General features: G+C 68.9%; 13 protein-coding genes and 1 tRNA gene. 2 read left to right on the top strand and 12 right to left on the bottom strand.

Going from position 1 to position 13,078, the window contains the following annotated elements:
• Nucleotides 1–14: 14 nt before the first annotated feature.
• From ilvD to D571_RS0104605, 12 genes are all read right to left on the bottom strand, one after another.
• A complete protein-coding gene (ilvD, locus tag D571_RS0104660) occupies nucleotides 15–1,700 on the bottom strand; it encodes a dihydroxy-acid dehydratase (protein WP_018935510.1) in 1,686 nt (561 codons plus the stop codon).
• Nucleotides 1,701–1,707: 7 nt separating this feature from the next.
• On the bottom strand, nucleotides 1,708–2,028 hold the full coding sequence (gene hspQ / locus D571_RS0104655; RefSeq protein WP_018935509.1) for a heat shock protein HspQ: 321 nt from the start codon (nucleotides 2,026–2,028) through the stop codon (nucleotides 1,708–1,710).
• 34 nt (nucleotides 2,029–2,062) lie between these two features.
• Nucleotides 2,063–2,743 (bottom strand): class II aldolase/adducin family protein, encoded by a 681-nt coding sequence (locus tag D571_RS0104650; protein ID WP_018935508.1) that lies wholly within the window; start codon nucleotides 2,741–2,743, stop codon nucleotides 2,063–2,065.
• 73 nt (nucleotides 2,744–2,816) lie between these two features.
• Nucleotides 2,817–4,469 (bottom strand): proton-conducting transporter membrane subunit, encoded by a 1,653-nt coding sequence (locus tag D571_RS0104645; RefSeq protein ID WP_018935507.1) that lies wholly within the window; start codon nucleotides 4,467–4,469, stop codon nucleotides 2,817–2,819.
• Nucleotides 4,466–5,938 (bottom strand): complex I subunit 5 family protein, encoded by a 1,473-nt coding sequence (locus D571_RS0104640; RefSeq protein WP_018935506.1) that lies wholly within the window; start codon nucleotides 5,936–5,938, stop codon nucleotides 4,466–4,468. The genes D571_RS0104645 and D571_RS0104640 overlap by 4 nt, the downstream gene beginning before the upstream one ends.
• Nucleotides 5,935–6,237 (bottom strand): NADH-quinone oxidoreductase subunit K, encoded by a 303-nt coding sequence (locus D571_RS0104635; RefSeq protein ID WP_018935505.1) that lies wholly within the window; start codon nucleotides 6,235–6,237, stop codon nucleotides 5,935–5,937. Before D571_RS0104635 ends, D571_RS0104640 begins: the two co-directional genes overlap by 4 nt.
• Entirely contained in the window at nucleotides 6,234–7,178 is a 945-nt protein-coding gene (locus D571_RS0104630; RefSeq protein ID WP_018935504.1) for a hydrogenase subunit MbhD domain-containing protein, read from the bottom strand. The genes D571_RS0104635 and D571_RS0104630 overlap by 4 nt, the downstream gene beginning before the upstream one ends.
• Complete coding sequence (gene mnhG / locus D571_RS0104625) at nucleotides 7,179–7,478, bottom strand: monovalent cation/H(+) antiporter subunit G (protein WP_018935503.1); 300 nt, start codon at nucleotides 7,476–7,478, stop codon at nucleotides 7,179–7,181.
• A complete protein-coding gene (locus tag D571_RS0104620; protein ID WP_018935502.1) occupies nucleotides 7,475–7,762 on the bottom strand; it encodes a monovalent cation/H+ antiporter complex subunit F in 288 nt (95 codons plus the stop codon). Before D571_RS0104620 ends, mnhG begins: the two co-directional genes overlap by 4 nt.
• Entirely contained in the window at nucleotides 7,755–8,285 is a 531-nt protein-coding gene (locus D571_RS0104615; protein ID WP_018935501.1) for a Na+/H+ antiporter subunit E, read from the bottom strand. Before D571_RS0104615 ends, D571_RS0104620 begins: the two co-directional genes overlap by 8 nt.
• 254 nt (nucleotides 8,286–8,539) lie before the next feature.
• Nucleotides 8,540–8,615: transfer RNA gene (locus tag D571_RS0104610), tRNA-Asn, on the bottom strand.
• 36 nt (nucleotides 8,616–8,651) lie between these two features.
• Entirely contained in the window at nucleotides 8,652–9,842 is a 1,191-nt protein-coding gene (locus D571_RS0104605) for a pyridoxal phosphate-dependent aminotransferase (protein ID WP_018935500.1), read from the bottom strand.
• Between the two features lie 62 nt (nucleotides 9,843–9,904).
• Here D571_RS0104605 and uvrB point away from each other — a divergent pair, with 62 nt between their 5' ends.
• Complete coding sequence (gene uvrB / locus D571_RS0104600; protein WP_018935499.1) at nucleotides 9,905–11,986, top strand: excinuclease ABC subunit UvrB; 2,082 nt, start codon at nucleotides 9,905–9,907, stop codon at nucleotides 11,984–11,986.
• A 40-nt stretch (nucleotides 11,987–12,026) separates the two neighbouring features.
• The gene (gene nagZ, locus D571_RS0104595; protein WP_018935498.1) at nucleotides 12,027–13,070 is read left to right on the top strand and encodes a beta-N-acetylhexosaminidase; all 1,044 of its coding nucleotides are present in this window, start codon (nucleotides 12,027–12,029) and stop codon (nucleotides 13,068–13,070) included.
• Nucleotides 13,071–13,078: the final 8 nt, after the last annotated feature.

Raw genomic sequence — 13,078 nt, 5'->3', positions numbered from 1 at the left:
TATGCCGGACCGATTCAGAAGTCGTCGGTGACGGCACCGCGGCTGGCCGAGCCCACCGTGCGCGCGTATTTGCCGAGCACCCCGCGGGCCACCGGCGGCTCCGGGGCATGCCACGCTGCCCGCCGACGTTCCAGTTCCCCGGGGGCAATGTCGAGATCCAGCTGGTTATGGTCGGCATCGATCACGATCGAGTCACCTTCCTCCACCAGGGCAATCGGGCCACCCGCAGCCGCCTCGGGCGCGACATGACCCACGACCATCCCGTAGGTGCCGCCGGAGAACCGTCCGTCCGTGACGAGGCCCACCGCATCACCCAGACCGGCACCGATCAATGCCGCGGTCGGGGCCAGCATCTCGCGCATCCCGGGCCCGCCGCGCGGACCTTCGTGACGAATGACGATCACGTCCCCTTCACGGATCGAGCCCGCGAGAATCGCGTCCAGGCAGTCCTCCTCGGAGTCGAAGACCCGGGCGGGCCCGCGAATGCTGCGCCGCTTGAGGCCGGTCACCTTGGCCACGCTCCCCTCGGGGGCAAGGCTGCCCTTGAGGATTGCCAGGTGGCCCTGGGGATAAATCGGGTTGCCCGGGGTGCGGACCATTTCGGCGGCTTCCGCCGGCGGGGCGGCGGGCGCATCGCGGAGGGTTTCAGCCAGGGTTTCGCCGGTGATCGTCAGGCAGTCCCCGTGCAGGAGGCCGGCATCCAGCAGCAGGCGCATCACGAGCGGGGTGCCGCCGGCCTGGTGGAAGGCGGTGGTCACGTAACGACCGGAGGGCTTGAGATCGCACAGGACGGGGGTCCGGCGGCGAATCCGTTCCACGTCGTCCAGATCCAGGGGCACCTCGGCCGCATGCGCAATCGCCAGCAGGTGCAGCACCGCGTTGGTGGAACCACCCAGGGCCATGACCACCGCGAGGGCGTTCTCGAAGGCCGGTCGCGTGAGGATGTCGCGTGGCTTGCGATCGGCATGGATCGCGTCCAGAAGGACCTCGCCGGAGCGCGCCGCGGAGTCAGCCTTTTCGGTGTCCTCGGCGGCCTGGGTCGAAGATCCCGGCAGGCTCATTCCGAGTGCCTCGAACGCCGAGGACATGGTGTTGGCCGTGTACATGCCGCCGCAGGAACCGGCACCGGGACAGGCGTTGCGTTCCACCCCGCGCAGATCCTCGTCGGACAGTCGACCGGCGCCGTGCTGACCCACGGCCTCGAAGGCACTGACGATGGTCAGTTCCTGGCCCTTGTAGTGGCCGGGCTTGATCGTGCCGCCATAGACGAAGATCGCCGGCACGTTAAGGCGGGCGAGGGCGATCATCGCCCCGGGCATGTTCTTGTCGCAGCCTCCGGTGGCCAGCACGCCGTCCATGCTCTGGCCGTTGACCACCGTTTCGATCGCGTCGGCGATCACCTCGCGCGAGACCAGCGAGTATTTCATCCCCGGCGTGCCCATGGAGATGCCGTCGGAGATCGTGATAGTGCCGAAGGTCTGGGGCATGCCGCCGCCCTGACGCACCGCCTGTTCAGCGCGTTCGGCAAGCGGGCCAATGCCCATGTTGCAGGGGGTGATCGTGCTGTGCGCGTTGGCGATCCCGACGATCGGACGCTGGAAGTCGTCGTCGCCGAACCCGACGGCGCGCAGCATGGCTCGATTGGGTGTGCGGCGCGGACCTTCGGTGACCGCGCGCGAGCGGCGATTGTCCTGGCTCATGGTGTCCTCAGTGTGTCCGGGTCTGGTTCTCGCGACTGTACCGCCCGTTCATGAAGCGGTCGAAGAACTTGCCCAGCTCCGGGTGTTCAATCTGTTCGCCCGAGGTGTCGCTCTCCAGATGGCGCTCGGCCACGTAGGTGCTGTGGCTGTATCCGTCCACCAGTACGTGGTACCAGGGCTGGTCCTTGGGTGGCCGGCTCTTGGCGACGGTCTCGTACCATTCGTCCGAGCCGTTATAGACCGGATCGACGTCCACGATGACGCCGCGGTAGTCGAACTTGACGTGGTGGACGACCTCGCCCACCGAGAAACGGGTGCCGCTGGCCATGATGAAATCTCTCCTCGCAGGGGTAAAAACAAATTCAAGGGGCGTCCGGTCGCTGCCCGGAGGCGGTCCTGGCCGCCCCGCTGCGCGGACCGTAATGGCGAAACGCTTCGAGGACTCGCTGCATTTCCTCGGCGTCCAGCAGGGTGGGGCCGCCCAGCGAGAGGCTCAGTACGTACTGCCGGGCCAGCAGTTCCACCTCCTCGGTGAGCCACAACGCCCGCGCCAGATCCGGCCCGGTGGCGATCATCCCGTGGTTTGCCAGCAAGCAGGCATAGCGCCCGTCCAGCGCCGCCAGTGCGTTGTGTGACAGCGCCTCGGTGCCGAAGGTGGCATAGGGGGCACAGCGGATCGAGTCCCCGCCGGCCGCCGCGATCATGTAATGCAGCGGCGGGATGTCGTGCCGCTGGATCGCCACTACGCTAGCGTAAACCGAATGCACATGTATCACGGCATGGATGTCATCGCGTTCGCGCAGGATCGCGCGGTGGAAATGCCATTCGCTGGAAGGCTTCTGGTGTGCCGGCCAGCGACCGTCAGCATCCATGTACACCAGATCGTCTGGCGCCAGATCCTCGTAGGCCATACCGGAGGGCGTGATCAGCAGGCCCTCGCCGCAGCGAACGCTGACATTGCCCGAGGTCCCCTGATTGAGCCCGCGCCGGTTGGTTTCCAGCGCCGTCTCGATCACGGCCTCACGCAGCGGTTGCTCGTTCATGCGCCTGCCTTCTTCGCCTCGCTCTCGCCACATTCTGCCTGACGGGGGCACGCGGGGCATACGGCCGCACCGGCTACGTGGTGGCCGAAAAGACCAGCGCGAGTGCCAGCAGCAGGATCATCGTGGTAGCCGTGCGCCCGATTACCGGCCAGCGATGCAGCTGGCGTTCGGTCAGTGCCCACCAGTGGGCCAGCCGGGCCATACCGGGCAGGGGGCGCGGCGCGCCTCGGGTGGGGTGGGATTGCCGCGCCGGGGCCACGCCGACCCCTGGCCACCGGGATCGCAGCCACCATGCCCCGCCCGCCAGCACCCCGGCCAGCACTAGCGGCCAGAGGCCGTCCCCGATGGCCGATGCGGTCAGGGCGGATTCGCGCAGGGAGGTATCCGCCAGCCACCAGGGCAGCAGCAGACCCGGGGTGAGGGTCAGCCACCAGAGACTCATGCCCCGGGTGCCGCCGGTGTCCCCGTTTTGCCCGGTCATTGGCTCTGTTGGGCGGCTGGCCGCGCGCTGCAGGAAATGCAGCATCAGCAGGGCGGTAGCGGTGCCGGTCAGCCCCGCCAGCCAGCCGGGGATTCCGCTCGTAAGGGCGGCCTTGGTCAGGGCGCCGCCCGAGAGCGGGGCGGCCGCGAGCGCGGCCCCGGCAAGCGCCAGACCCATCAGCAAAGTCCTCCGGGTGAAGCGATCCGCGGTCGTGGCCAGCAGCCCGGTTCCGAGGAACAATGCACCCTTGGCCAGACCGTGATGGGCCAGCATCACCGCCAGACCCGCCCAGACCGCAGCCGGCGGCGCTCCCGCCGACGTCCCGGCTGCGGCCATCCCGAGCAGGGCGACCATCAGGCCCATCTGACTGACGCTGGACCAGGCGAGGATGGTCTTGGGTTCGGGCTGACGCAACCCTGCGGCCACGGCATAGAAGGTGCCAGTGAGGCCCAGCGCGGTCAGGATCAGGGCGCCGTGCCCCGGCACTTCAAGACCACCCTCCAGCAGCCGCCAGCCCCCCAGGGCGCCGACCTTGATCATCACCCCGCTCAGTACCGCGCTGGCCGGCACCGGCGCCACCGCGTGGGCCCGGGGCAGCCAGGCATGCAGCCCCGGTGCGCCGAGCTTCAGGCCGAACCCGATCGCGAACAGGAGGGCGGCGGCCGGTTCCATGTCCGCACCCAGCCCGGCGAGGTCCGGCGAATGGCCCGGACCGGCCAGCATGGTGGTCCAGGCCACGGCAGTGAACAGCGCGACCTCGCCGATCAGCATCAGGCCGAGGTAGAGCCGTCCGGCGCTCAGGGCGGTCGCGGATCCGGTGTGGGTGACCAGACCGTAGGCCGCGAAGGTCATCAGCGCGAAGCCGGCATAGAAGGTCAGCAGATCCGCCGCCAGCACCAGCAGCAGGTAGCCGGCCAGGGTCAGCAGCCAGAACACGGCAAACCGCAACGCGTGTGCCAGCAGGTGTCGATGGGCGTACGCCCCGGCAAGCAGCCACAACAGCGCGCCGGGCAACAGAAAGGCACGGGCGGTGCCATCCAGCGCCAGACGGGTCTGATCCAGCAGCCCCGGCAGCACGATCCCGGCATCGGGGTCGGGGCCTGCGAGGGCCAGCAAGAGCGCCGGCAGGGCCGCCAGCGGCAGCAGGAGGGTGGCCCGGCGACGCAGGGCGGGGAGCGCGAGCGCGGTCAGGGCCAGCCATGGCGCCAGCACGGCCAGCAGCAGTGCGAGCTGCGTGGCGTTCATCCGGCCAGCCCCCCGGCCGCAAAGGCCGAGCGCAGCGCCGTGGCGAACAGGCCGCTCGCGATCGCCGCCAGCGCCAGCAGCAGTGCGGCCCAGGGCATGGCGAGCGGAATGGGTAGCGGTGGCCCCTGCGCGGGCACCACGGCCGAGTCAACACTTGTCGCCCGCAATGGATCCCGCAGGATGCGCCACAGGTATCCGGCGGTGATGAACGTCCCGAGCACGATCACTGCCGCCCAGGGCCAGGCGCGCGCGGCCAGCGCGGATTCCAGCAGCCACCACTTGGCGACGAAGCCCCCGCTTGGCGGCAGACCCACCAGACTGGCCGCCGCCAGCGCGATCGCGATCCAGGCCGGCAGGCTGCCGCCGGCCATCGGCGGGCCGATGCGGCGCAGATGGTCGCTGCCCCATTGCCACGCCAGGCAGCCCGCCGCCAGGAACAGGCTGCCCTTGGCCAGGCCATGGGCCAGCAGCAGCATCAGCATGCCCGCGTGGGCCTGATCGGGCAGGGCGTCGGCGGCGGCCAGCGGAAACACCAGCAGGGCGAATCCCAGCTGCGAGACGGTCGAATACGCGATCACCATCTTCAGATGGCGCTGCAGCAGGGCCAGCACGCCGCCCCAGAGCACGGCCGCCGCCCCCAGCAGGCCCAGCAGCTGTGCCGGCAGCCCCGGAAGCATCCCGGCAAACGGGCCGAACCACAGGCGCAGCAGCAGGTAGAACGCCGCGGTCACCACCACCGCCGAGAGCACCGCGCTGACCGCCGCATGGGCCCGGCCATGGGCCGGGGGCAGCCAGAAATGCAGCGGGAAGATCGCCCCCTTCAGCAGCAGCCCCAGGGTGATCATCACTGCGGCCGCCAGCGTGACCAGTTCCTCCTCGGCGCGGCCGGATAGCAGGGAGACATCCAGCGCGCCGTACTGGCCGTAGAGCAGGGCCACCCCCAGCAGATAGAGAGTGGATCCCAGCAGCGTTGCGAGGAAGTAGCGCCATGCCGCGGCCAGCGCCGGCCCGCCGGCGGCGGCGATCAGCGCCACGGCTGCCAGGGACACCATCTCCAGGATCACGTAGAGATTGAACAGATCGGCGGACAGGAACAGCGCATTCAGCCCGCCCCACAGGAACAGCCACAGCGGCCAGAAATACCTTCGGTAGCGGCTGTCTCGGGTCAGGCGTCCTTCCGCCACGCGATAGACCGCCGCGGCCAGCGCCACCAGCGTGGTCAGTGCGAGCAGGGTGAGGGCGAGGGCATCGACCTGCCAGCCGATCCCCAGCGGCGCGGTCCAGCCCCCCAGGTTATGGCGCCAGGGCCCGGTACGCAGGGCTTCCAGGACCAGCACTGCCAAAACCGGCAACAGCAGCAACCCGGTTCCCAGTGCTGCCATGCGGCCCACTCGCGGATGCGCGAAGGCGACGGCCGCCGCCGTCAGTGGCAGTCCCGCCACCAAGGCCGTGGCCAGTGTGATATTCACGAGTTACGCGAGTCCCGGTCCCGGCCGCTCACCGGCCCGCCACGGCGTTCCAGCAGACGGACCATCAGGCCCAGGGCCACCGCGGTGGTGGACACCGTCACCACGATGCCCGTCAGCACCATGGCGTGAGGCACGGGATCCAGTACCTCGGCGGCCTGCGCCAGCACGACCAGCAGCAGGAAGACCGCAGTGGTCAGGACATTCAGCGCGAGGATCTTGCGCATCAGCTGCGCACAGACGAACAGCCCGTGCAGGCCGATGATCAGCAGTGCGACGGCCAGCAACAGGTACAGGGTCATGCCGGCCTCCGGGTTTCCCAGTCGGCCGGAGGTTCACCGCCCAGATACAGCGCGAACAGCAGCAGTGCGATCGACAGCCCCGCAGCCAGTTCCAGCAGCAGGATCAGCCGCCCGGCCAGCTCGACCGGATACTCGAAGAAACCGTGTCCCCCGGTCATCACCGCGAAGGCCACCCCCAGCATCGCGACCATCCCCAGCGCGAGTGCCCAGCGCCACGGGCCGTGTACGTCCCCTGACAGCCAGGGCCGGGCGCCGGCCATCAGCATCAGCACCCCGCCCGCGCCCATGACCGCGCCCGCCGGGAAGGCGCCTCCCGGCGCGTGGCTGCCGCGCCACAGCAGATAGGCCGAGACCAGCACGAATGCCGGGAACAGCACGCGCCCGAGCATCGGCAGGGCGGGCGACACCAGTTCGGGCGAGGAGGGCCAGGGTGTGGGGCCCAGCGACCACAGCGCGACCACGCCCAGCAGCAGGATCGCGATCTCCAGCAGCGTGTCCCAGGCGCGGAAGTTAAGCAGTACGGCGGTGACCGGGTTTTCCACCCCGGAGCGCCCGAGTTCCGCGGCCACCGGTTCGCCCAGCCCCGGGGCCGGGAGCAGCCACGCCGCCCCGCCCAGACCGGCCAGCAGCAACAGGCCCGTCGGCACCCAGAACGCCCGGTCGCGTCCGCGCAGACACTCATCCGTCGCGCGCCCCGCCTCCCAGTCCAGCCGCCCCAGCGCGGACAGCAGCAGCGCACCGGTGATCCCGGCGCCGATCGCCGCCTCGGCCAGAGCGATGTCCGGGGCCTCCAGGCGCACCCAGGCCAGCGCCATCAGCAACCCGAACACCATGAAACTGACCACCGCGCGGAACAGCCCCGCCGCGTGGATCGCCTGCCAGGCGGTCCACAGCAGGGCCGCGCCCAGAATCCCGTCGAATGCCAGCCCCGGGGCGCCCATTCACAGACCCCAAGGCCGAATGCCGCGGCGCAGGGCGGCGCGCGCGATCAGACCCGCCCCCACCGCCGTGGCGACCAGCATCAGCAGCCACACCAGCAGCAGTTTCAGGGTCAGCGACAGACTGCCCGAATACACCCCCAGCCCCAGGCAGATCATGCCCAGCCCGATGTTGTCGGCCTTGGGCTGGGCGTGCAGACGGGTATACACATCCGGGAAACGCAGCAGTCCCAGTGTGCCCAGCAGCAGGAAGAGCACGCCGCCCACCGTCAGGATGCCCCCGATCACGCCCGTCAGGCTCACGGCCGGTCCTCCCCGTCGCTGGACCGGACGCGGCCGGACCAGGCACGGTTCACGAAGGTGACCACCGCCAGCGCCGACAGCAGTGCAAACACCAGTGCCAGGTCCACCAGCGCCTCGCGCTGCGTCAGCACCGCCAGCAGCAGCGCGATGGCGATGGCCGAGGTTGCGAACATTTCCGCGGCCAGCATGCGGTCGGCGGCCGTCGGCCCGCGCAGCACCCGCATCAGCCCCACCACGATGTTGAGCATCAAAAGGATCATCAGGAGCGGGAACAGATCAGTCATTGGGCGCTTCCGGCTGAAACATGTTCATCACATGCCCCTCCAGACGCTCCAGGGTGTCCTGGGTACGGCCGGGACGGGCCAGCACATGCAGCGTAATCGCCTGTTCCGAGATGCGCACGCACAGTGTCCCGGGCATCAGATTCACAAGATTGCCGAACAGCAGGCGCGGGGTCCCCTCCGGCAGTGCCCAGGGATAATCCAGCAGGGCCGGTTCCAGCGGGCAACGGGGATGCACCGCGCGCCAGGCCACATCCAGCGCGCTGCGAAGCGAAAAGAACAGAAACACTGGCACGAAGGCGATGATTCCGCGGATCCGCCAGCCACTCGTCCATCCCGGCGCGAAGGGATTGAACCACGCCGCCGCCAGGATCGCCGGCAGGCCCCACCACCAGGCGCCCGGGTCGCCTTCGGTCAGGATCCACCAGATCCCGGCGTAGCCTGTCAGGCGCAGCACCCGGCCCGACCAGCGCGCACGGGCCACCCCCGCACGGTTTCCCCGCAGCCCGCCGCCGGATCCGTTCATGTTCCATCCCCGCACCACAGTCGCCAGTGCCCGCCAGTTTCCCCCACCCGGGCCGGATCGTGCCAGCGGGAAGGGGTGGACGCCTTGCAGGCGAACAGGTCCGGTCGGCCGGTTACTGCTCCACAGCCCGGGCGTCCACGACACTTCGGCGAGCTCCCGATGCGCCTGGCCGCAACCGTGTGAATCGCAACTTTGAACAGGTGCTTTCCGCCCACAAAAAAGGGCCTGCACGCATGCAGGCCCTCAAGAAATCCTGGCTCCCCGGGACGGGCTCGAACCGCCGACCTAGTGATTAACAGTCACCCGCTCTACCGACTGAGCTACCGGGGAATTAGCCGCGTATCGTATAGCCCGACCCGGGGTCCGTCAAGCGCTGCGGGCGGCGAACTCGCGCAGGCGTTCCAGTGCCTTGTCGAGCATCTCGAGACTGGTGGCGAAGGACACGCGCAGGTGCCCCGGGGCCCCGAACGCGCTGCCGGGAACGAGGGCAACACCGGCCTCGTCGAGGAGGCGTTCGCCGAGGGTCACGTCGCTGTCGATGCCGGCGCGCTGCATCAAGTCGGTGACGCGCGGGAAGCAGTAGAAGGTCCCGTCGGGCATGCGGCATTCGATGCCGTCGATGGCGTTGAGGCCTTCCACCACGTGCCGGGCGCGCTGGCCGAACGCTGAGCACATCTGGCGCACGCAGGTCTGGTCGCCGTTGAGGGCGGCCTCGGCGGCCGCCTGAGCGATGGAGGTGGGGTTGGAGGTACTCTGCGACTGGATCTTCTTCATCGCGCCGATCAGCTCGGCCGGGCCGCCGGCGTAGCCGATGCGCCAGCCGGTCATCGCGTAGGCCTTGGACACGCCGTTGAGCACGACGCTGCGTTCGGCAAGATCCGGTGCGGCGTTGACGATGTTGACGAACTCGGTCTCGTCGAAGCGGATGTGTTCGTACATGTCGTCGGTGGCGATGACGATCTGCGGGTGACGCCGCAGGACCTCGGCGAGGGCCTCCAGTTCACCGCGCGAGTAGGCCGCGCCGGTGGGGTTGGAGGGGCTGTTGAGGAAGATCAGGCGGGTGCGTTCGCTGATGGCCTCCTCGAGTGCACCGGGGCGCAACTTGAAGCCCTGTTCCTGCGAGGCGCTCACGATGACGGGGCGGGCGCCGGCCAGCAGGGCGATGTCCGGGTAGGAGACCCAGTAGGGCGCCGGGACGATCACCTCGTCGCCGGGGTTGAGCAGGGCCTGGCAGAGGTTGAAGATGCTCTGCTTGCCGCCGGAGGAGACCAGGATCTGGCCGGGAGTGAACGTGAGGTCGTTGTCGCGCTCAAACTTGCGGATGATGGCGTCCTTGAGGCCCGCCGTGCCGTCCACGGCAGTGTACTTGGTATCGCCACGGGCAAGGGCATCGATCGCCGCCTGCTTGATATGCTCGGGCGTATCGAAGTCCGGTTCGCCGGCCCCCAGACCCACGATGTCGCGGCCTTCGGCCCGCAGTCGGGCGGCCAGCGCCGTCACGGCCAGGGTGGGGGAGGGCTGGATGCTCTGCACGCGGTCGGATAGCTGGATTTCCAAGGGACTGCCTCGATGTGGATGGGGTCGCGCGGTCGGGCGGGCCGGCCGCATCGCGGCCCGAAATGATACTGAAATCGGACGCGGAGGATAAGCGTTTGGCGGAACATGAAGACCGGGCATTCCGGGTGGTGTCGCAGTACCAGCCGGCGGGTGACCAGCCGCAGGCGATCCGCGAGCTCACTCGGGGCATCGAGGACGGCCTGGCGCATCAGGTGCTGCTGGGGGTGACCGGGTCGGGCAAGACCTTCACCATCGCCAACGTGGTGGAGAACCTGCAGCGCCCGACCATCGTGCTGGCGCCCAACAAGACCCTGGCCGCGCAGCTCTACGGCGAGTTCAAGGAGTTCTTCCCCGACAACGCGGTGGAGTACTTCGTCTCCTACTACGACTACTACCAGCCGGAGGCCTACGTCCCGTCTTCGGATACGTATATCGAGAAGGACGCGTCGATCAACGACCACATCGAGCAGATGCGCCTGTCGGCCACGCGCGCGCTGCTGGAACGGCGCGATGCGATCATCGTCGCCTCGGTCTCGGCGATCTACGGTCTGGGCGACCCGCGCAAGTATCTGTCGATGGTGCTGCACCTCAAGCGGGGCGAGCGCATCGACCAGCGCGATCTGCTGCGCCGCCTGGCGGAGCTGCAGTACACCCGCAACGATACCGAGCTGCGCCGCGCGACCTACCGCGTGCGCGGCGAGGTGATCGACATCCATCCGGCGGAATCCGAGCGCGAGGCGGTGCGGGTCGAGCTGTTCGACGACGAGATCGAGCGGCTGTCGTACTTCGACCCGCTGACCGGCGAGGTGCTGAACACGGTGCCGCGCCTGACGATCTATCCCAAGACCCACTACGTGACCCCGCGCGAGACCCTGCTGGAGGCGGTGGACCAGATCCGCGACGAGCTGAAGGAACGGCTGGACTTCCTGCGCCAGGAGAACCGCCTGGTGGAGGCGCAGCGGCTGGAGCAGCGCACCCAGTTCGATCTGGAGATGATCCTGGAGATCGGCTACTGCAACGGCATCGAGAACTACTCGCGCTATCTTTCCGGACGTGCGCCGGGCGAACCGCCGCCGACGTTTTTCGACTACCTGCCGGAGGATGCGTTGCTGGTGATCGACGAGTCCCACGTGTCGGTGCCGCAGGTGGGCGGGATGTTCAAGGGCGACCGTTCGCGCAAGGAGACCCTGGTGGAGTACGGCTTCCGCCTGCCGTCGGCGCTGGACAACCGCCCGCTGCGCTTCGAGGAATTCGAACAGCTGATGCCGCAGACCATCCACGTCTCGGCCACGCCGGGGCCGTACGAGCGCGAACACGCCGGCGCCATCATCGACCAGGTGGTGCGGCCCACCGGGCTGCTGGATCCGGAACTGGAGGTACGCCCGGTGGCTTCCCAGGTGGACGACTGCCTGTCCGAAATCCGCGACCGGGTGGAGCGCGACGAACGGACCCTGATCACCACGCTGACCAAGCGCATGGCCGAGGACCTGACCGACTACCTGTCGGAACACGGCGTGCGCGTGCGCTACCTGCACTCGGATATCGATACGGTCGAGCGTATGGAGATCATCCGCGACCTGCGTCTGGGCGAATTCGACGTGCTGGTGGGGATCAACCTGCTGCGCGAGGGCCTGGACATGCCCGAGGTCTCGCTGGTGGCGATCTTCGACGCCGACAAGGAGGGCTTCCTGCGTTCCGACCGCTCGCTGATCCAGACCATCGGCCGCGCGGCGCGCAACGTTCGCGGCAAGGCGATCCTGTACGCGGACACCATCACCGGCTCGATGCGCCGCGCGATCGACGAGACCGAGCGCCGCCGTGCCCGGCAGATCGAGCACAACGAGGCTCACGGGATCACCCCCGAGGGCATCCGCAAGAGCGTCGCCGATATCCTGGAGGCGGGTCAGGCCGCGCCCGGCACCCGGCGCAAGTCCGGCGGGCGCAAGGATGCGGACAGGAAGGTGGCCGAGGAGGCCGCCGATTACGTGGATGCGCCGGAGAATGCCGCCCGCGAGATTGAACGCCTGGAACAGGAGATGTTCCAGAAGGCGCGCGATCTGGAGTTCGAGGAGGCCGCGCGCCTGCGCGACCGCATCGAGAAGCTCAAGGCGCTCGCCTTTCTGCCCGAGGCTTCGCTATCCTGACGCGCCTCTGACACCTCTCTGACAAGGGACTGCCCCCTTCATGCGTTACCAGCCCGACCCTCGTCCGCCCGGTCCGGTCATACTCGACGTGACCGGCCCCGAACTGAGCGCGGAAGACCGCGAACGTCTGCAACACCCCGCGACCGGCGGGGTCATCCTGTTCGATCGCAACGTGACCGGCCCCGAACAGGTCGAGGCTCTGACCGCGGACATGCGTCGCCTGCGCCCGGAGCTGCTGATCGCTGTGGATCAGGAAGGGGGGCGGGTGCAGCGCCTGCGCGAGGGCTTCACGCGCTTCCCGCCGATGCGCAGCCTCGGGCACCTGCACGATCAGGTGCCGTCGCGGGCACGCGAGCTGGCGCGCGGGGCGGGCGAGTTGATGGCGCTGGAGCTGCAGGCGGTGGGGATCGATTTCAGCTTCGCCCCGGTCCTCGACCGCGATCTCGAGATCAGCGAGGTGATTGGCGATCGGGCGTTTCATTACGATCCCGCGGTGATCGCCGATCTGGGGCTTGCGTTCGTGCGCGGCCTGACGGTGGCCGGCATGGCCTCGGTGGGCAAGCATTTCCCCGGCCACGGGGCGGTCGCGGCCGATTCGCACGTTGCGGTGCCCGAGGATCCGCGCCCGCTGGCCGAGATCGAGGCCAGCGACATCGAGGCGTTCCGCCCGCTGGCCGGCCATCTCGAGGGCATGATGCCGGCGCACGTGGTGTATCCCGCGGTGGACGACCGACCGGCCGGCTTCTCGCGCATCTGGCTGCAGGACATCCTGCGCGGCCGGATCGGCTTTCAGGGCGCAATCTTTTCCGACGACCTGGCCATGGCCGGTGCCGAACAGATGGGTTCGCCCGCGGAGCGGGCCGACGCGGCGCTGGAGGCCGGCTGTGACATGATCCTGATCTGCAATCGGCCGGAGGAGGCGGACGTCATCCTCGATCATCTCGCCGACTACCGCCAGGACGCCGAAACCCGGGCGCGCCTGCGCCGCATGCACGCGCGTGCGGTATCGGACGACGGGCAGCACCGCACGGCCCTGCATGCCCAGTTGCATGCCTGGCTCAAGGCGGGCAGTGGCGGGACGTGAAGCCCTTC

The sequence above is a fragment of the Thioalkalivibrio sp. ALJ24 genome (genome assembly GCF_000377785.1).
In the GTDB taxonomy this organism is placed as follows: domain Bacteria; phylum Pseudomonadota; class Gammaproteobacteria; order Ectothiorhodospirales; family Ectothiorhodospiraceae; genus Thioalkalivibrio.
The sequence above is the reverse complement of the archived record's forward strand: the minus strand, read 5'-3'. Positions and strand labels throughout refer to the sequence as shown.